Annotated in this window: 21 protein-coding genes and 1 pseudogene; 15 read left to right on the top strand and 7 right to left on the bottom strand. The window is 63.6% G+C overall.

Going from position 1 to position 18,715, the window contains the following annotated elements; translation table 11 throughout:
• The first annotated feature begins 23 nt into the window (after positions 1-23).
• From AB3147_RS20015 to AB3147_RS19970, 11 genes are all read left to right on the top strand, one after another.
• Positions 24-434 carry a M15 family metallopeptidase gene (locus AB3147_RS20015; RefSeq protein ID WP_367352786.1) on the top strand — a complete coding sequence of 137 codons (411 nt, stop codon included), beginning with the start codon at positions 24-26 and terminating at the stop codon, positions 432-434.
• On the top strand, positions 431-829 hold the full coding sequence (locus tag AB3147_RS20010) for a hypothetical protein (RefSeq protein ID WP_175124332.1): 399 nt from the start codon (positions 431-433) through the stop codon (positions 827-829). Before AB3147_RS20015 ends, AB3147_RS20010 begins: the two co-directional genes overlap by 4 nt.
• Positions 732-932, top strand: coding sequence for an Rz1-like lysis system protein LysC (gene lysC, locus AB3147_RS28295; protein ID WP_422652830.1), 201 nt, complete (start codon positions 732-734; stop codon positions 930-932). Before AB3147_RS20010 ends, lysC begins: the two co-directional genes overlap by 98 nt.
• A gap of 151 nt (positions 933-1,083) precedes the next feature.
• Positions 1,084-1,905 carry a response regulator transcription factor gene (locus tag AB3147_RS20005; protein WP_367352785.1) on the top strand — a complete coding sequence of 274 codons (822 nt, stop codon included), beginning with the start codon at positions 1,084-1,086 and terminating at the stop codon, positions 1,903-1,905.
• 478 nt (positions 1,906-2,383) lie between these two features.
• On the top strand, positions 2,384-3,262 hold the full coding sequence (locus AB3147_RS20000; RefSeq protein ID WP_175138687.1) for an Ig domain-containing protein: 879 nt from the start codon (positions 2,384-2,386) through the stop codon (positions 3,260-3,262).
• A 263-nt stretch (positions 3,263-3,525) separates the two neighbouring features.
• A complete protein-coding gene (locus AB3147_RS19995; protein WP_239215475.1) occupies positions 3,526-5,049 on the top strand; it encodes an ATPase domain-containing protein in 1,524 nt (507 codons plus the stop codon).
• A 16-nt stretch (positions 5,050-5,065) separates the two neighbouring features.
• On the top strand, positions 5,066-6,724 hold the full coding sequence (locus tag AB3147_RS19990; RefSeq protein WP_367352784.1) for an ATP-binding protein: 1,659 nt from the start codon (positions 5,066-5,068) through the stop codon (positions 6,722-6,724).
• Between the two features lie 160 nt (positions 6,725-6,884).
• Positions 6,885-7,277 (top strand): phage holin family protein, encoded by a 393-nt coding sequence (locus AB3147_RS19985; protein WP_175124327.1) that lies wholly within the window; start codon positions 6,885-6,887, stop codon positions 7,275-7,277.
• Entirely contained in the window at positions 7,252-7,851 is a 600-nt protein-coding gene (locus AB3147_RS19980; protein ID WP_367352783.1) for a hypothetical protein, read from the top strand. The genes AB3147_RS19985 and AB3147_RS19980 overlap by 26 nt, the downstream gene beginning before the upstream one ends.
• Positions 7,852-7,961: 110 nt before the next feature.
• Positions 7,962-8,549 (top strand): TetR/AcrR family transcriptional regulator, encoded by a 588-nt coding sequence (locus AB3147_RS19975; RefSeq protein ID WP_367352782.1) that lies wholly within the window; start codon positions 7,962-7,964, stop codon positions 8,547-8,549.
• Between the two features lie 86 nt (positions 8,550-8,635).
• A complete protein-coding gene (locus AB3147_RS19970; protein ID WP_367352781.1) occupies positions 8,636-9,136 on the top strand; it encodes a hypothetical protein in 501 nt (166 codons plus the stop codon).
• Positions 9,137-9,151: 15 nt separating this feature from the next.
• On the opposite strand, the gene AB3147_RS19965 is transcribed toward AB3147_RS19970, so the two are convergent.
• On the bottom strand, positions 9,152-9,622 hold the full coding sequence (locus AB3147_RS19965; RefSeq protein ID WP_175138678.1) for a low affinity iron permease family protein: 471 nt from the start codon (positions 9,620-9,622) through the stop codon (positions 9,152-9,154).
• 117 nt (positions 9,623-9,739) lie between these two features.
• Between AB3147_RS19965 and AB3147_RS19960 the strand changes: the two genes are divergently transcribed.
• Positions 9,740-10,825 (top strand): calcium:proton antiporter, encoded by a 1,086-nt coding sequence (locus AB3147_RS19960; protein ID WP_175138677.1) that lies wholly within the window; start codon positions 9,740-9,742, stop codon positions 10,823-10,825.
• A gap of 11 nt (positions 10,826-10,836) precedes the next feature.
• Here the strand turns inward: AB3147_RS19960 and AB3147_RS19955 are convergent, their stop codons facing one another.
• The 6 genes from AB3147_RS19955 to AB3147_RS19930 all read right to left on the bottom strand — a co-directional run bounded on the left by AB3147_RS19955 (position 10,837) and on the right by AB3147_RS19930 (position 14,926).
• Positions 10,837-11,145: a hypothetical protein gene (locus AB3147_RS19955; RefSeq protein ID WP_286898966.1), complete on the bottom strand. Its 309-nt coding sequence runs from the start codon at positions 11,143-11,145 to the stop codon at positions 10,837-10,839.
• 42 nt (positions 11,146-11,187) lie between these two features.
• Positions 11,188-12,282 (bottom strand): mechanosensitive ion channel family protein, encoded by a 1,095-nt coding sequence (locus AB3147_RS19950; protein WP_191579356.1) that lies wholly within the window; start codon positions 12,280-12,282, stop codon positions 11,188-11,190.
• A gap of 224 nt (positions 12,283-12,506) precedes the next feature.
• Positions 12,507-12,806, bottom strand: a complete 300-nt coding sequence (gene hdeA / locus AB3147_RS19945; RefSeq protein WP_056563757.1) for an acid-activated periplasmic chaperone HdeA — start codon at positions 12,804-12,806, stop codon at positions 12,507-12,509.
• Positions 12,807-13,000: 194 nt separating this feature from the next.
• Entirely contained in the window at positions 13,001-13,858 is an 858-nt protein-coding gene (locus AB3147_RS19940) for a ZIP family metal transporter (protein WP_218344772.1), read from the bottom strand.
• Between the two features lie 375 nt (positions 13,859-14,233).
• Positions 14,234-14,485, bottom strand: coding sequence for a hypothetical protein (locus tag AB3147_RS19935; protein ID WP_175138674.1), 252 nt, complete (start codon positions 14,483-14,485; stop codon positions 14,234-14,236).
• A gap of 216 nt (positions 14,486-14,701) precedes the next feature.
• Positions 14,702-14,926, bottom strand: a complete 225-nt coding sequence (locus tag AB3147_RS19930) for a CrpP-related protein (protein ID WP_175124321.1) — start codon at positions 14,924-14,926, stop codon at positions 14,702-14,704.
• Between the two features lie 574 nt (positions 14,927-15,500).
• Here AB3147_RS19930 and AB3147_RS19925 point away from each other — a divergent pair.
• From AB3147_RS19925 to AB3147_RS19915, 3 genes and pseudogenes are all read left to right on the top strand, one after another.
• Positions 15,501-16,364: pseudogene (locus AB3147_RS19925) on the top strand (MBL fold metallo-hydrolase); the annotation flags it as partial.
• Between the two features lie 382 nt (positions 16,365-16,746).
• Positions 16,747-17,019 carry a hypothetical protein gene (locus AB3147_RS19920; protein ID WP_367352780.1) on the top strand — a complete coding sequence of 91 codons (273 nt, stop codon included), beginning with the start codon at positions 16,747-16,749 and terminating at the stop codon, positions 17,017-17,019.
• Complete coding sequence (locus AB3147_RS19915) at positions 17,010-18,686, top strand: S9 family peptidase (protein WP_367352779.1); 1,677 nt, start codon at positions 17,010-17,012, stop codon at positions 18,684-18,686. Before AB3147_RS19920 ends, AB3147_RS19915 begins: the two co-directional genes overlap by 10 nt.
• The last annotated feature ends 29 nt before the right edge of the window (positions 18,687-18,715 follow it).

Below are 18,715 nucleotides of genomic sequence, written 5' to 3'. Positions count from 1 at the left end.
TACTAACTCAGGAGTTTGAAAAGATGAGCGGCTTTAGACTGTCGCAGCGCAGCCTCGCTCGCCTTGAGGGGGTGCACCCGGATCTGGTCGATGTTGTGCAGCTCGCCATTCAGCGCACCTCGGTCGATTTCACCGTGGTTGAGGGCGTGCGAACCCTCGCGCAACAGCATGATTATGTGCGGCGCGGCGCCAGTCAGACCATGGCCAGCTACCACCTGCCTCAGCGGGACGGCTTGAGCCATGCAGTCGATCTGGCGCCCATCGTCAACGGCGGCATTCCATGGAGCAACTGGCAGGCTTTTGCCGATCTGGCCGCCGTGGTCAAGGGCTGCGCCGCCGAAATTGGCGTTCCGGTGGAGTGGGGCGGAGACTGGAAGACGCTCAAGGACGGCCCACACTTCCAGATTCCACGCGAGTGGGAGGGACGCCCTTGATTTCGCAACTGCGCAATATTGCGCCGTACCTGATCGGCGCAACGTTGGTGGCGGCGCTGTTCATGAGCGTCCGGTGGTATGGCTTTCACCAGTTTCACGCCGGCATGGCAAAAGCGAACGCTGAACACACGTTGACCGAGTTGCACGAATTCAAAAATCAGACGATGCGCCTGGCCGTCGTTTCCAACAGTCTGGAGGATGCGCTCGCCATATTGCGCGCCGCCCGTTCCATGACAATCCAGAGGTACACCCGTGTCGAAGCTCAGAGGCCTCTGCCTGCTGACTGCCGCATTGACGCTGAGCGCCTGCGGCACATCAACGAAGCCGGCCGTCTGGCCAATTCTTCCGGCGAACCTGGGTCAACCGTGCCCGCCGGTGCCGGAAGTCACAAGTGACAACTGGGACGATCTTGCCCGCAGTTATATGGCGCTTGCGGTGCAGTATGGCGAATGCGCGGTCCGGCATGGCGCTCTCTTGAAGGCCTGGGCCACGCCGTAGCGGCGGCTTCGCGGCGCAATCAACAGAAGATGCCTTTGCCCCCGCGAGATTAATAATCCTCTGATGGGAGGGTGGGGGACGCGTATCTATACTTCGGTGCGCTGTGCAGGCCAATCCGGATGGCTCGCTCAAGCGGTAGACGCGAGCAGCGATGGGTGCCAGCCATGTCAGACGCTTTGCATTCTTGCCATTACTGATGATGCCGTATTTCGAACAGTCGCTGAGGTGGGGGCAGTACCACCCGCGTATCTTCCATGACTCCCGCCTGGCGCCGCAGGCAAAGGCTGCGTCCGCGGCCGGGCCGAATCCCACCCCCCCAGGCGCAAAGGCTTACATCGTTGACGAAGACGAGTCGTCGGCGTGGGCGGTCCGCCGAATACTTGCGGACTTTTCCATCGAGGTCGTGCAGAGCCGAACGGTCCGCGAATTCTTATCCATCTATACGGCTGGCGAGTGCGATTGCTTGATCATGGATTTCGGAAAGCCGGCTGCCGAGACCGCCTTGCAGCGCGACCTGGTCCAGGCGAACGCGGCGTTGCCAACAATCTTCATCAAGGCAGATCCCGAATTCGGCGATGCGGTTGAAGCCATGCGGCGCGGCGCGGTCGATTTCTTCGCCAAGCCGTTGAACTCAAGCCGGCTCGGCCAGGCCATTCATTTTGCGCTGCGCCTGAGCCGTGGAGCCCATCTGAACCGTGTCTGCGCGGACCAGGAAGAAGCGCGCAAAGCGATGCTCACGCCGCGTGAACTGGTGATTGTCCAAGGCGTCATCGCCGGGCATTCCAGCAAAGAGATCGCAGAGCATCTCCATATTTCAGTCCGTACCGTCGACAACCACAAGGCGCGCATTTACTCGAAGTTGAACATCAACACCTCGCTCGCGTTGGCCCGCCTTTTCATTGGTCTGATAAAGCCGGTCAGCGACGGCAGGCTTACTGAGTCGCCTCGCCATTTTTTGCCTGCAAAGAGGTAGTTCTACTCTGCATTTCGGCCTGTTGATCTTGGAATAATGTGTCGCCCAGTTTCCAGATTCGTTGACGCTGAACGTGGCCTGCAGCCTTGCGCGACGCCGTGATGTAAATGCAAAGCGGCAAAGCGGCGCATCAAGGTCTGATTGAAGGGCACGAGGTAATTGGGGGCTCGCACGCCAGGCTGCCGCGCCTGGCCTGTAGAGAGACGTGTAATGCGCACTGCGCATCGTTGATTAAGTCACAAGGACCGTTATGAATAAAAAGATAATCTCCCGATTCGCGTGCTTGGGAGCCGCTGTTGGACTGATCGCAGTCACGCCTGGCCAAGCCATCGCTGCCGAAGACTTCAAACCGCCCGTGGGGAAAATCACTCAGCGTGCCGCGCCTGCCAAGGGGGCACCTTCATCCGGCACCAAAGCGCCGGCAGCGTCCGCGGCAACCACGGGATCTCAAGACATCACCCGCGCCCGCCCGGCTGCCGTGGCACCGGACAAGGGCCTCTCCATCACCTCGGGCGCAACGCTCAATTCCCAGTTGATCCGGGTGCGCACGTCGGGCGGCACCGGGGCGTTGAACTTCCGTCTGCTTGATACCAGCGGCAAACCCGCCGAACTGCCCGCCGGGCTGGTGTTTGGATCCGACGGTTCGCTGTCTGGCGCCGCTCCTTCGGTGGCCAGCCCCAAGACGTTGACGTATCTCATCCAGGTCGAAGACAGCGGCGGCGGCAAGGCCAGCCGCACCGTGCAACTGACCATCAATCCGCCCTTGAACGTCGAGGGCGGCTCCATTCAAGCGACGGCGGGCGGCCGCATCAAGAGCCCCGTCAAGTTCATCAATGTCAGCGGCGGCACCGGCAACTACGCCGTTTCCTATTCCAATCCCGACGGCAGCGCGATGCGCATGCCTTCCGGGCTGGTGCTCGACGGCAGCGGCCGTGTCAGCGGCGCGGTGCCCAAGTCCCTGGAAAAAATGGCGGGGCTTACGGCCACCATCAGCGACGAGGGCGGCGCCCGCGTTTCCATTCCCGTCGATTTCAACCTGGCGCCCGCGCTAGAGGTCTCCACCCTTCCGATCGAACTCACGGCGGGCGCCACGATGCCGTCGGCGGTGCCGGTGGTAAACGCCACGGGCGGAAGCGGTGCGGTGCGCTACACGCTATTCGACAAGGACGGCACGACGCCCGCCCGGCTTCCGGAAGGCCTGAAGTTCGACGAGGCCACCGGCACGCTACGGGGCCTGGTGCCGCCGACGCCGCAAGAAGGCCGGTATGTGGTGTTGGCCCAGGACGCCGGCGGCGGCGAGGCCAGCGCCCGATTCGAATGGAAGATCAATCCTCAGCTTCAGATTTCGTTCGAATAAGCCGGTTCACCCGCAAGACGCCCGCCTTCTGCATTCGCATGCAGAAGGCGGGCTTTTTGCGAGTTGCATTGCGCCTTTGTTACATGGCCAAGCGGCATGCCAGGCCGTGCAATCCCGCGCTGACCTCCTTCTGGTCGGACTTGAAGCCGCGATTCTCGTCCGACGGGTGCGATTCAGTACGTAACATATCTTTCGTGCTGGATGCCATTCGGGATTGACGATGGCGATATGCTTGCTTTCTCACTCGTTTTTACGGGAAAGCCATGAGCGCAACGATTGAAGAACAGACTGCGGCTTTCAAGCCAGATCCCCGAATTTCGACCGGAAACCTCGGCATCGACGACGTTCTCGGCGGCGGCTTGGATCCCAACAAAATGTATCTGTGCGAGGGAAGGCCGGGCACGGGCAAGACGACCATGGGAATGCAATTCCTGTTGGAAGGCGTCCGCCACGGCGAGCGCGCCCTTTATGTCGCGCTTTCCGAAAGTCCGGCCGAACTCAGTCTGGTTGCCCACCGCCACGGGTGGTCATTGGACGGTGTCGAGATCCTGGAACTGGTGTCCGAAGACGTGTTGGATCCCGAGCGGGAACTCACCGTTCTGCACCCCGCCGAGATGGAGCTGACCGAGACCACGCGCCTGATCCTGGACAAGGTTGAACAGCTTGACCCAGCACGGGTCGTCATCGATAGCCTGTCGGAACTGCGCCTGCTGGCGCAGGGCTCACTGCGTTATCGCCGGCAGATTCTGGCAATGAAGCATTTTTTCGCCAATCGCCGGTGTACGGTGATCCTGCTGGACGATCAGGCGGCCAAAGAGGACGACCTGCAATTGCACTCGATCTCGCACGGCGTCATCGCACTTGAGCAATTGGCGGTCGACTATGGCGCCCAGCGACGGCGGCTGCGCATATTGAAAATGCGCGGCATGGATTTTCGCGGTGGCTACCACGACTTCACGATCAGGAAGGGCGGGCTCGAGGTCTATCCGCGGCTCGTTGCGGCGGAGCATCACAAAGAGTTTGCCCCGACGCCCACGCCCAGCGGCAACGCCGAACTGGATAGCTTGCTGGGCGGCGGGTTGGACCGCGGGACGAATGTTCTGCTGATCGGCGCGGCGGGGGTGGGCAAGTCTTCGCTTGCGGCAACCTATGCGCTGGCATCGACGCAGCGCGGCGAGCACGCAGCCATTTTCGCGTTCGACGAGTCCCGGGCCACATTCTTCGCGCGCTCACGTGCGCTGGGAATGCCGCTGGAATCCGCGCTGGACGCAGGGCTTCTGACCTTTAAGCAAATTGATCCCGCGGAGATGGCGCCGGGCGAATTCACCGCGATGGTTCGCCGCGCGGTCGAAAATGATGGCGCGCGCGTGGTGGTGTTCGACAGTTTGAACGGCTATCTGAACGCCATGCCCGACGGGCGCTTTTTGATTCTGCAGATGCACGAATTACTGAGCTACCTGGGGCAGCAGGGCGTGACGACGGTGATGATCCTGGCCCAGCACGGTCTGGTGGGCCCGATGGAAACGCCCATGGACATCAGCTATCTCAGCGATACGGTGATCATGTTGCGGTATTTCGAGCACGACGGACGCGTCCGGCGTGCCATCTCCGTCGTCAAGAAGCGCAGTGGCGCGCACGAACATGCCATCCGCGAATTCAGCATGTCCGAAGATGGGCTGATCGTTGGCCCGCCATTGACCTCGTTTCACGGAATCTTTTCGGGAACGCCGCAATACACCGGCGACGATTTGCGCCTTTTGCTGAACAATCCCGATGCATCGACCTGAGGACGCTGAATCGCGCGTGCTCGTCTACGCACCGATCGGCCGCGACGGGGAAGCCGGCGCGCGGCTGCTGCAGCGCGCGGGTTTCGACACGTTCGTCTGTCGCAATATCGAGGAGCTGCTGGCGCAGGCGGACGCCGGCGCCCTGGCCGTCTGTTTGACCGAGGAAGGGCTGTTCGGCAAGAACCTGGAACTGGTGTCCGAGTGGCTGAAGGCGCAGCCGGCGTGGTCGGGGCTGCCGTTCGTTGTGTTGACCGGCAAGACGCAAACCGGCCCTATCGTGCGCTGGCGCGAGAAAATGACCGAATTATTGGGCAATGTCTCGCTCCTGGAACGCCCGGTTCAGAGCCTCGCTTTGACCACCACGGTTCAAACGGCGGCGCGCGCCCGGACCCGGCAATATGAAATCCGCACGTTGCTGCAAGCTGAGAAGCAGGCCGCGCAGGCGCTTGAGTCGGTCGTGGCAAGCCGGACGCGCGAACTGGAACTGGCCAACGCCGAGCTTCAGCAGCAGATGCGCGAGCGCAGCAGGATCGAGGAATCGCTGCGCCAGGCCCAGAAACTCGAAGCGCTGGGTCAGCTCACCGGTGGGGTGGCCCACGACTTCAATAACCTCCTGATGGTCATCTCCGGCGGGCTGCAAATGCTGCAGCGTCCCATCGACGAAGCGCGGCGCACCCGCTTGTATGGCTCGATGCGGCAGGCGGTGGACCGCGGCGCCTCGTTGTCTCGCCAATTGCTGACGTTCGCGCGCCGCCAGGCGTTGCGCCCGGAGGTCCTCAACCTGAACACGGTCGTTCAAAACATGCTCGAGATGCTCGAGCGCAGCCTGCGCGGCGACATCGTCATTGCGTTGGCGCTGGCCGACGACCTCTGGCCGGTCGAAGTGGACCCTGGTGAGTTGGAACTCGTCATCCTGAATCTGGCGGTCAACGCGCGCGACGCCATGCCGGACGGCGGTGTGATCGAGATCCGAACCGAGAACATGACCGCATCCGGAAAGGGAGAGCTGACCGTCGACCACATTGCATTGCGGGTGTCGGACACGGGGACCGGCATGAGCCCGGCGGTGGCTGAACGCGTGTTTGAACCGTTTTTCACCACCAAGGATATCGGCAAGGGATCAGGGCTGGGGCTGGCGCAGGCGTACGGCTTTGCCAAACAATCGGGCGGCGCCATCGACCTTTCCACCGAGATGGACGTCGGCACCACGGTTTCGGTCTTGTTGCCGCGGTCGAAACGGCGGCTGGCTGCGCAGGGAAAATCGGGCGAGTCCGGCGTGGTCCAGGAGCGGCCGGCGGCCTTGAACGTGCTGCTGGTGGAAGACGACGCGGACGTTGCGACGCTGACCGCCAGCATGCTGGAAGAGCTGGGTTATGTCGTGACGCCGGCCGCCAGTGCCGCCGAAGCCTTGGACGTGTTGAATGACGGCGCCGCTATTGATGTGATGCTGACGGATGCCATGATGCCCGGTGGCAAGAGCGGCATTCAACTGGCGCGGGAAGTGCGCGCCCAGAGGCCCGATCTTCCGGTGGCATTGATGACCGGCTTTCTGGGCGAGGAAGTGAAAAGGGCGGGGCAAGAGGGTATTCCGCTGTTGTCCAAGCCTTATCGGCTGGAGCAACTGGCGGGGTTGCTGCTGCGCCTGACTGGCAGACGCGCTGCCGGGCGAGGATAGGGCGACACCTTCCAGCAGGATCGCGTCGCCGGCCAATCGCTCAGACTCCACGTGCAGCTCTGGCCGGCGCATTGGCGTTAACAGCCGCGTTGTGGCGTTTCGCGGGGCGAACGGGTATGAGATTTGCTGACATCGCCCGTCATCGCCCCAAGGAGACGCCATGATTTCAGAACGCTTGCGCAGATTGCGCCGCATCGCGGCTTTTGCTGCCGAACGCTCGGGGGACTATGTCGAGTTGGTCGGCATCGAACTGTCCCTGTACCGGGCCGCGCTCGTCGCCACGGTGATCAGCAGCGTGGCCCTGGTTTTCTGCGGTCTGGGCACGTTGGGGTTCGTGTCGGTGGCCGCCATCGTGAGCTTCTGGGACACGGAGCATCGCAAACTTGCCGCGTGGCTCGTTGCCGGCGCGTGGTTGCTCATCACGCTCATTTCGCTCGCCATTTCGACACGTAGCGCACCGAAGGGATCGCCCTTTGCGGAGCTGAGCCACCAGGTGCGCCTCGATACCGCTGCTGCACGGAGCCACTATGCCCAAGATGACCACGCTAGCTGACAAGGCGGCCCTTCTGGCCAAGATGGAACGTGACCGCCAGGCGCTCTCCGTTCCCATGGCGCGCAGCGCGCCCCGCAGCAAGGTCGGCGGGGCGTGGGCGCGGACGGCGGCACTGGCCGCGGGAGCGTCGCTCGGATGGCCAAAGTTCTTACGGCAGCCCCTGCGCGCGATGGCTGCCGTGGCGCTGCGCGACCGCGTTAACGAGTTGATGGGCCGCATGCAGGTGCGGCGCGTCAGCAATCCATTGCCTGATCCGGACATGGCGCGGCTGGAAAAGATGGTTGAGGAAGTGCGCGCCGCCGCGGTGCGCTCGGCCGATGACGCGGAGATCGAGCGCCTCCGGGCGCAGCTGGACGACCAGGTGAGGCGGCTGCGGACGGCGCGGGCGTTGCAGGCCACGCAGGCCACGCAGGCCTCGCGCGCGTTGCGGCCTTCGGATCCGTCGAATCTGTCACGTCCGGCGCATGCGCCGATTCCTTCGGCCCGGTCGAGTCCGGCGGAGTTGTCGCGGCCGGCGCATCCTTCGGGCAATCTCGAGGCGCCTACCGGCCGGGATGTGTCGGCGATTCCATAGTTGGACACGGACAAGGCGGCGCGGCGGCCGTCTTGACACGCAGCCGACCAACTAGTAGATTGGCGAGCATTCGCATCGACTTGCCCCCGCCAATCGGAGTCATTCTGGCCATGAGCCTGGAACTTTCTGCCCGCGCCGCCGAGATCGTCGCGCACACCAAACTGCTGCTCGCCGAAGGCGGCTATCACGGGTTCAGCTATGCCGACGTGTCCCAACGCGTGCGCATCGGCAAACCCAGCATCCATCATCACTTCCCGACGAAGGCCGAACTCGTCCTGACCGTCGTCGTCCGCCATCGCGAAGAAGCGCTCGCGGGTCTGGCGGCGCTGGATCAGCACGTGGCAGATCCGGTGGAACGCCTGACCGCCTACACGGACTACTGGGCCAAGTGCATCCGCGAAGGCAGCGCGTCGATGTGCATCTGCGCGATGCTGGCGGCGGAGTCGCCGATGATTCCCCAGGAAGTCGCGGCCGAGGTGCGGGCTTATTTCAAGGATTTGACCGCCTGGCTCGCCTCGGTGCTTGAAGCCGGGGCGACGGCAGGGCAGCTCCAATTGCGCGATAGCGCGCAGGTCGAGGCGCAGGCCTTCATGTCCACCGTGCATGGCGCCATGCTGACCGCGCGTGCGTTCAACGATCCGAAGGCGTTTGCCGCGATCACCCAGGCCGCGATCCGGCAAATGGCTGTTCCGGCCTGACAGCAGCTCGGCGCGTTCGAAAGTGCGCGCCTTTTTTTATCTACACAACCGACCAACTAGTTGGTTGTTAATCAGGAGCCACCCTCATGCCGCATCCCATTTCCGCCCTCGGGGCCGTCCATACCCTCATCAGTCTCATTCCGGCCGCCGCAGGGCTCTACAGCCTGGCACGCTATCGCCGCGTTGAACCGGGCACACCGGCCGGCAAGACGTATGTCGCCGGCATGGTGGTCGCGGTATTGACGTCGTTCGGGCTGTCCAGCAGCGGCGGCTTCAATGTGGGGCACGCGCTGGGCATCCTCGCGTTGCTTGCGATCGCAGGTGCGTTGCTTGCGCCGCGTATTCCCTTTCTGTCCAACGCGCACCCGTATCTCTCGCAGCTTGGTTTTTCGTTCAGCTTCTTTCTGCTCTGGGTGCCGGGCATCAACGAGACGTTGACGCGCCTGCCAGTGGCGCATCCTCTGGCAAACGGGCCCGACTCGCCTGTCGTGCGGGGCGCGCTGGCCGCTTGGCTGGGAATATTTGTCGTTGGCGCGGTAGTTCAGGCGATCTGGCTGCGTACGCATCGTCGACGCGTACGCGACTGATGGCCCGATAATCGGTCAGTCGCGGCGGCGGCCGCGTGCCCGTTGGCGATGTTGTTTGCGGGCGCGGGCTGTCAGGGCCGACGCCAAGGCAAGCAGCTTGTCTTCATCCAGCCGCTCGGCGTCGACCAGTTGCTCGTCGGCCCCCTTGACCGCAATCAGCAGCTCGTCCAGTTTCAGATGCAGCGCCTCGCTGTCCTTGTTCTGGCTTTGCTGAATCAGGAAAACCATCAGGAAGGTGATGATGGTGGTGCCGGTGTTGATGACCAGTTGCCAGGTCTCGGAGAAGCCGAACGCGGGCCCCGAGATCGCCCATACCACCACCGCGATGAGCGCGATGCCGAAAGCGACGGGTGAGCCCGCCCATTTGGTCACAAGCGACGCGAAGCGGTCAAAAAAATGGGAGACCGGATTGGGTTTGCCGGTCTTCCGGGGTCGTGGTTGCGGCCTGGATCTCGTTTGCCGCTTTGCTGCGTTCCTCTTCGGCATGGCGCTCCATCCATACATGCACGGACCCCATGGACAGCAAGCCGCATGCCCGATTCCGCGCGCCTCGGCTGGAACGGTGCGTGCTAGGCTCTCGGAATTCCGGCCCGCCACGTTGCGATGAAATCCCTACTGCATTCCGAAAAGTTCCTGCTGCTCGCCTGCGTGCTTGCGATCGCGGGGTTCATGATCGACCCGCAACTGGAGGGTCTAGGCCAAGCCGCAAGCCTGGCGGAAACGGCCGTGCTGATCGCGGCGATCCTTGCCGCCTCCCTGAGCGTTGCGCGCCATGCCGAACGCATCGCGCAGAAACTCGGCGACCCGTACGGCAGCATGATCCTGACGCTGTCAGCGGTGTTGGTGGAAGTGATCGTGCTGGTGATCGTGTCGTCCAAGGCGGGCTCGCCGACGCTGGTTCGCGACAGCATCTATTCGGCGGTCATGCTGGATATCAACGGCATTCTTGGCGTGGCCGCTCTGATCGGCGGGTTCAAGCACGGCGAGCAGGCATACAACGACGATTCGGCGCGCACGTACAGCGTGATGATCCTGACCGCCGTTACGGTGTCGATGATCATTCCCGAGTTCGTGCCGCAGCCCAGTTGGCGCGCCTATAGCGCCTTCACCGTGGTGTCGATGCTGCTGATGTACGGCGTGTTCGTGCGCATGCAGACCGGGCCTCACAGCTATTTCTTCAGCTACAGCTATCCCGAAAAAAAGACGCGCACGCCCGTGCCGCCCGGCGGCGGCCCCGGATGGCGCCAGTCGGCCGCCGTGATGGCGGTCGGCATCGTGGCGGTGGGCGCGCTGGCCGAGCTGATGTCGCATGCGCTGAACCGCAGTCTGGAAGGAATGGACGTGCCGGTCGGGCTGATCGCCCTGGTGGTGGCGGGCATCTCGGCCGCGCCCGAGATGTTGACAGCTTTCCGGGCGGCGCTTGCCAATCGTATGCAGTCGGTGGTCAACATCGCGCTCGGGGCGTCGCTGTCGACCGTGATCCTGACCGTGCCGGCGATGGAGGCAATGGCCCTCTTCACCGGCCAGCGGATCGACATGGCGATGACGCCGCTGCAGACGCTGATGATGCTGGTCACGTTGATCGTGGCGGCCATCAACCTGAATGACGGCCAGACCAACGCCATCGAAGGCCTGACGCACTTTGTGCTGTTTGGCGCGTTCCTGATGCTGCTGACCCTGGGGCTATAGCGACGGAAGGTTTACTGCTTCGGCCCGGACTTCTCCGGCAGCACGGCCGGCGTGTCGTCGGCCGGCTTGAACATGCCGCCTTCCACGTCGGGCTGCGGCGCGGGATTGCCATCAATGGCCTGTTGCTCCACTGACGCGTCTTCCCGGGCGCGCTCCCGGTCGTTGGCCTTGGCCAAGTCCTTCTGCACACGATCCGCAATATCAACCTGGTCTTCGGTCGACGGCTCGGGAGCGGGATTGCCGTCTGCGTTCGTGGCGGCACGCGCCGGATCGTGGGCGTCTGCGGCCGGATCGCGGCCGCCGGGATGGTTGGCGTTCATGGTGTTCTCCTTGAAAACGCATTCCGGCTGCAAGCCGCGTGCCTATCCGCGCGCCGACGCCAACACCGGCTCGGCCGGTTCCTCGGCTTCGGGCGCGTTGACGTGGACGATGCGCTCCGGCAGCGCCAGCGTGATGCCCGCCGCTTCAAGCGAGCGCATGATGCCCAGGTTGATCGCCTGCTGCGTGTCCATGTAGCGGTTGTAGTCCGCGCTCATCAGGTAATACACGGCCTCATACTCCAGCGCGCTGTCGCCGAATCGCGCCAGATGCGCGCGGTCGAATCGCACGTCGGCCTGCTCGTTGATCCGGTCGCGCAGGATGCCCGGGACGGTGGCGGCGCGTTCGACGTCGGTCTTGTAGCTGATGCGCACCGAGAAGACGATGCGCCGCTGCTGCATGCGCTTGTAGTTCTGGATGGTCTGCTTGAGCAGTTCGGTGTTCGAGCACACGATCTGCTCGCCGCCGAGGCTGCGGATGCGGGTGGTCTTCAGGCCGATGTGTTCGATGCTGCCTGCCACCGCGCCAAACACGATGAAGTCGCCCACTTCAAACGGCTTGTCCAGGCCGATGGAGATGGAGGCGAAGAGGTCGCTCAGAATGGTCTGCACCGCCAGGGCGACCGCGACGCCGCCGATGCCCAGGCTGGCGACCAGCGCCGTGATGTTCACGCCCAGGTTGTCCAACATGGCCAGCAACGCGACCGCCCACACGAAGGTGCGCAGCAGCAAGCCGAGGAGGGTGGCCGTGACGAGACTGGCTTCGCCACGCGCCAGGACGGCGCGGCGCACCATCACGTCCACGGCGCGTTCCAGCCACAACGCGCCTTGCAGCGCCATCAGCACGAACCACAGATGACTGATCGTGGCGCCGCTCCACGGCATGGGCGCATCGCTGATGTCGATGCCGGCCATCAGGCACAGCAACGCCAACACCACCCAGTTGGTGCGGCGAAGGATCTGGGCCATGGCATTGGCAAAGCCGTGGCCGGGCAGTTGCGCGCGCGCCTCCAGCCGCGCGCGCACCACCTTCAGCACGGTGGCGAGCACCATGAACAGCACCGCGCCCACGCCCAGCGCGATGATCCACAGCGCCAGCGGATGTGCGTTGATCCAGTCTCCAAAAATCCATGAATTCATCGTCGGGCCTCCAGTTGCGGGAAGCGCGACCGCAGCAAATGTTGTTCCTTGCAGCGCAGCACGGCGCGTGCAGGCACCTCGCACTGGGCGCGTGGTTTTTAAGAACAGGGGAGATTGCGGAGCGCCGGACGGGCGCGGAAGGAGGGGAAGCGCAGGAGATAAGCGGAGCAGCCGCCGATGCAGCCAAATCCCCCGGAGCGCAGGCTCCAGGGGAGCGCGAACAATTATTTCTTCAGACCCGCCAGGGCGTCGCGCAGCATCTGTTTGGGGTTTTCGTTGCACTGCTTGACCAGCATCGGCGTGCGGGTGCTGATGCCCTCGACGTCAAGCACGGCCTCTTCGGGCTTGCCCTTGTTGTTAAGCGCTTCTGCATAGCTGACGACGACGGGGCGATAGGTCTCTTGGACGCCTAGGAAATCCTGGCATTGCCATAGCGCGAGAGGCTTTTTCGCATCAGCTGCCTGGCCGGTGACCGCGAAGGTCATTGAGCCAATAAGACCAATCATCAGTAGGTGCTTCTTCATATTCGAGCTCCTGGGGGTTGGCTTGCAGACGAAACGGCTTACTGAGAAACGGACAAAAACGGCCTATACAAAAAACGTGAGCGCAAGGCTCACCGGCCTAAATTACTGAAAACGGATGAGCGTCGTCAACGCACATTGCACCAAAGGGCGGAATGACGCTTTTATACCGGTTAAGCCGTATCGCCGGCCTGACGTCACTGCAGGGCCGTGTCCAGCACCATCATCAGCACAAATCCCAGCATCAGGCCGCAGGTGGCGGGGACTTCGTGACCTTTCCGATGAGTCTCGGGAATGATTTCGTGGCTGATGACGAACAGCATGGCGCCCGCGGCAAAGCCCAACCCCCACGGCAGCAACGACGCCGACCAGCCGACGATGGTTGCACCCAGCACTGCGCCCAGCGGTTCCACCAGGCCAGAGGCCATGCCGAAGCCCACCGCGAACGCGCGCCGGTACCCGGCGGCCAGCAGCGCGATGGCCACCACCAGGCCTTCGGGCACGTCCTGAATCGAGATCCCCAAGGCCAGCGAGCCGGCCTGCACGGGGTCTGCGCCGGCATAACCGACGCCGATTGCCAGGCCTTCGGGAAAGTTGTGCAGCGTGATTGCAAACACGAACAGCCACGTTCGCCGCAGGTTGCGGGCAGGCTTGCCTTCCTTGCCCTTTATGAAGTGCTCGTGCGGCAGGACGCGGTCCAGAATCAGCAGCGCCGACGCGCCGAGCAGGATGGCGCCGGCGATGGAGAGTCCGGCGCCCCATGGCCCTCTGCCGAGCTCGCGGGCGGCGTCCAGGCCCGGAATGATGAGAGAAAAGGCGCAGGCGGCCAGCATGATGCCGGCGCCGAATCCCAACAGCGTGTCCTGGACCCGTTCGGGCACCCGCTGCGAAAAGGCGACTGGCAACGCGCCCAGCGCGGTGGCGCCAGCGGCAAGCAAGCCGCCCAGCAGCGCCGCACCTACCGCCGGATGCGAGGCGTCCAGGTAACGCCACAGCGCGAAGACGCCGAACGCGCTGAGGGCGAGCAGACTGGTTCCGAGCAGGCCCTTGAGCATGGACGCGCGCGGATCCGGCAGGGTTTGGCCGTCCTGCACGGCGGGGCGGGGCACTTAACGCGATCCCGGAAAGCGTCGCGACGTCAGCGCCCAAGATGGCCATGCGTATGCCGTAAGCGCTGAATCCTTTTGCGTGCGGTGGCGTGGCCGTTTCATGATGCTCCTCGGTTTGAAGGGCCGGCGCCTCGTTTCCGGGCTGCCGGCCATGTCGTGCTGTGGTTCTGCGGTGGTGCGATAGCGCATTCACACTACAGGGCCGTGACGCCAGAGCAATGCGCGTGCCCGGATCCGGGGCGGGGGCGGGGTCAACGAAAAAAGAGCGCCCGAGGGCGCTCCAGAAGACTTAAGCGCGCAATGCGCCGGGTCTTGCAAAGATCAGGTCAGGCAGAACTGCGGGGCGCCGCTGGCGTCGACGCGCCGGATGCCCTTGAGGATCCATTTGGCGTGACGCTCGGCCTCGTGCTGCGCCGAGAACAGCTTGCCGCTCGGGATGGGCCAGACGGCCTTCCCGTCGTGTTCGCCGTCACGCCGGGTCGTGACATCAAGCCGATACTTGCCGCTCGGCAACTCAATGACATCGCAGTGGACTTTGAATCCATCTACGCAAATACCCTTTTCAGTATTCATCGTGCGCTCCAGAGCGTGGTGTTCGGAAAATTTCCTGCCCGGGATTTTCCAAAAACTGCCTCCACGCGGGTGCAACAAAGTGCAAGAATTCCCGACCAAGGCCCGCAAGCGAATTTGTCCATGAAAACGCGCCGCCACATGCCCGCCGGTTCTCCAAATGAATCGGGCCCTGGACGATGCCCAGGGCCCTGGCGGGATACGCACCGCAGGCAGTGACTACCTGCGGGTGATCGTGAAGGGGGATGACGGCGCGCGGCCGACGACGCGAGATCTGACGCCGTCTTTCCAGCCGGCTTTCCACATCTCGACGCGGCTGCGCCATTCATGGACTGATTCGCCGGTCTGCGCAGGCATGGCTGCGGAGCGAAGATAGGGGCAATCCAAAAGGGTCAACCCTTGGCGCGCGGCGTCTGCTCCCAACTTCTGGATATCCACTTGCATGGCAACTCTCCCAAAAGATGCGAGCAGCTAGTGTGCCGAGGGCACTGCGCTCGCGCAACGGAGGGCGTGTAACGCTGCGTTTCTTTGTTACATCGCCGTAAAACACGCTATTTCTGCCGCAAAAAAGCGCCCCGCGCGATGCGGGGCGAAGACTCACGGTCCAACAAAACGCAAAGGTCACAGCGACGTGGCGAGGCCGTGCCAGCCACCGGACTCCCCAACCAGAGACCGGTAACCCTGCCGCTGTGACAACCGGATCGCCGCAACTATTGTTCCCGTCGCGCGTGGCGGAAAGATGACGGCGCGTCGCGCGCATTCATGCCCATGCACTGATGCGATTTCTACACGACCGGAAAAATTTGACGTGCGCTGGTTTCTCAAGCTGGCTGGAAGCGTCGGACTGCTGAGGCGGGCGTAAACGTGCAGGCCGATCAATGCGCGCGTCGGGGGGCCATGCCTGATACATCGCGTGTGCCATGGTCCCCGCCCGGAATGCCGCTTGCGGCCCCGACGGCTTCTGCCGCGTCTGAATTTGCCGAGAGGCGCGCGGCCTTTATCAAGGGAGCGCGCCGATATGAAGATTCATCATCTGAACTGCATTTCCACATGTCCGGCCGGAGGCCGCCTGATGGATGGGCGCTCGCCACCGTGGGCGTGGCGGGGCCGGCTTTGCTGCCATTGCGTGCTGCTGGAGCTGGACTCGGGTGGGCTCGCGCTGGTCGACACCGGCCTGGGCACGCGCGACGTGCGCGATCCGCGCAGCCGGCTCAGCGCGTTTTTTCTGGCGTTGGTGAAGCCGGAATGGCGCGAGTCGATGACCGCGCGCTGCCAAATCGAAGCCTTGGGATTTTCTGCCGAAGACGTGCGGCACATTGTGTTGACCCACCTGGATTTCGATCACGCGGGCGGCCTTGATGATTTTCCGAATGCGATCGTGCACATGATGCAGCGTGAAGCCGACGTGGCACTGCTGCAGGAAAGCTGGATGGACCGCCAACGCTTCCGGCCGCAGCAATGGTCTTCGCGCCCGCGCTGGCGCTTTTACGAGGCGGGCGAAGGCGAGCGATGGTATGGCTTTGCGCGGGCTCGCCCGCTCGATGGCCTGCCGCCGGAAATCGCGCTGGTCCCGCTGTCCGGCCACACGTTCGGCCATGCGGGAGTGGCGATGCGTGGGCTGGACAGATGGCTGCTGCTTGCCGGCGATGCGTATTTTCATGTCGACGAGATGTCGCTGGAGCGGCCGGGCTGTCCCGTGGGACTGCAGTTTTACCAATGGATGCTTGAACATGACCGCGCCGCGCGCCTGGACAATCAGCGCCGCCTGCGGGAGCTGATCCGGTCCAACGGGGACAGCGTTCTGGTCTTCAGCGGTCACGATACGTTGGAGTTTGAGCGGCTGGCGGGCCGGCGCAGCGCGGTCCCGGTCGGCGAGACCGCGCGTCAACTGCGTGATTGTGGACCGCCAGTTTTTAGGCGCGCCACTTGCGGCAAGGCTGCGCCCGCCGGCGGCTTTGCCGGCCTATCTGGAGCACGCCATGACTCAGCAACAGAACCAGCAGAACCAAAAGCAAAACCAGCAGAACCAACAAAACCAGAACGATCGCAATCAGCAGAATCGTCAACAGGAGCAGCAAAACCAGAGGCAGGATCAGCAAGGCCAACGACAGGGCAACCGTCAAAACGAACAGAACGAGGAACGCCAGCAGCAACGTAAGTAAGCAGGTACGTAAGTAAGCGCCGATGGACCGGGCGGCGCGCGGCGCAGTGCGCCGGCGCCTCCGGCCTTCACCGCGCAGTGCATTCTCCCTTTGGATAAGAAGATGCCGACCCCCTTTTGTGCCGAAGACCTGCGCTTGTACCGCGCCGTCAGCAGTCTGGATTGCGCGCATGACGACGGCCTGGGTGTCTGTGCGGTCCATAGCATCGACGCTGGTTCGGGCGATCCCCTGACCAATCTGTGGCTCGTGCCCACCGACGGCACGGCGCCCCAACAATTCACCCAAGGCGACGCGGATGATGCGCGCGATGGTCGCCAGACGGTGCGAGTGTCGCGTTCCTGGCGACGCGTGGCGCGGGCTGGCAGGTGTACCTGATCGCGCGATCTGGCGGCGAGGCTCGTCAGATCACCAACCTGGCCTCGGGTGTGATTTCGGCCGACTGGATGCCTGAGGGACAACGCATGCTGATCTGCAACAGCCTCATCATCGATCCCGAACAGCCTGACGCGAACCCGCCGGAAAATGCGGATCAGCCGGCCGATGCGCCCCGCGTCGCCACGCGTCTGCCGTTCAAGCTGGACGGCCCGGCCGAAAAGACCAACACCGCGCTGCATCTGCATGTCTTGGACGTGCAAAGTGGAAATACCACACAGCTGACGCATGGCTTTTTTGACGTCACCAGTGCAGAGGCGAGCCCGGACGGTCAATACATCGCCTACACGCGGACCCGTGAGGGCCGGCTCGCGCATCGCTCGGATCTGTGGGTCGTCGCCGCCGACGGCAGCGGCGCCAGACAACTGAGCCGCGATCTGGCGTCGGTGCAGAGCCCGCGATGGTCGCAAGACGGAAAATCCATCGTTGTCACCGGCTCGGACGTGGACGGCGATGCGCAGATGCGGCTGTGGTTGGTGGCCGTTGCGGACGCGGTGGTTGAGCCGCTGGGAAGCGACGCAATAGAAATCGTGCTGGGTAGTTCGGTGCGCTGGCTGCCGGATACGCCGGCTATCGTGGCGGTGGTCGCACGCAGCGGCCGCCAGCACCTGGCGCGCATCTCGGTGCCCGGCGGCGACGTCACGCCGCTGGTCACGGGCGACCGGCACATCTCGATGGCGGCGGTATCCAGGCAGTGGCTGCTGTACGTGGATCAGGATGCGCGATCGCCGCAGGAGGTCTGGTGCGCCGACCTGCAGGGCAATGAACAGAAGCAGCTGACTCAGTTCAATGCGTGGTGGAATGACCGTCTGCTGCCGGACGTGCAGGTCAAACGGTTCGACGTGCCGGACGGCATCGGCGGCCGGGAGCAGATCGACGGCTGGCTGCTGCGCCCGCCGGGGCAGAACGGCCCCACGCCGATGCTGGTGGACTTGCACGGCGGTCCGTCCAGCTATGTGCTCCTCGATTTTCGGTCGCATGTGTATTGGTATGTCCTGCTGGGACTGGGCTGGAGCATTCTTGCGGTCAACGCGGCCGGGTCCAGCAGCTACGGCCGCGAGTTCAGCGCGCGTGTGCTTGGACGCTGGGGTGAATGCGATCTGGATCAGCATCTGGCCGCTGCCCAAGCGTTGCGGTCCGAAGGGCTTGCGGACGAGCGCATCGCCGTTACCGGAAAGTCCTACGGCGGATACCTTGCCGCGTGGGCGGTTTGCACCACGTCCGCGTTCAAGGCCGCGGTGGTGTCCGCGCCCGTCACCTCGCTGGAACACCATTTCGGCACGTCGGATAGCGGCTACTACTCGGATGCGTACTCGATGGGCGGCGCACTTTGGGAACGCCGCGATCTGATGCATCGCTTATCGCCACTGGAGCGCGTGGAAGCCGTGCGTACGCCGACGATGATCCTGCAGGGTGATGCCGACAATCGCTGCCCCAAATCGCAGGCCGAGGCGTTCTTCACGGGGATCATGGCGGGCACGCAGACTCCCGCCAGACTGGTGCTCTACCCCGATGGGGATCACCACTTCTTCGAGAACGGCAAGACCGACCACCGCATCGACGCGGTGCAGCGCTGCGTGGATTGGCTCGAGCGCTGGACGCGGGGATGAAGGGCATCCGAGCGAAAGCCCTGCGCAAT

This window comes from Achromobacter animicus, assembly GCF_040775605.1.
Taxonomy (GTDB): domain Bacteria; phylum Pseudomonadota; class Gammaproteobacteria; order Burkholderiales; family Burkholderiaceae_B; genus Achromobacter; species Achromobacter animicus.
This window is presented reverse-complemented; position numbering and strand designations above follow the sequence as displayed.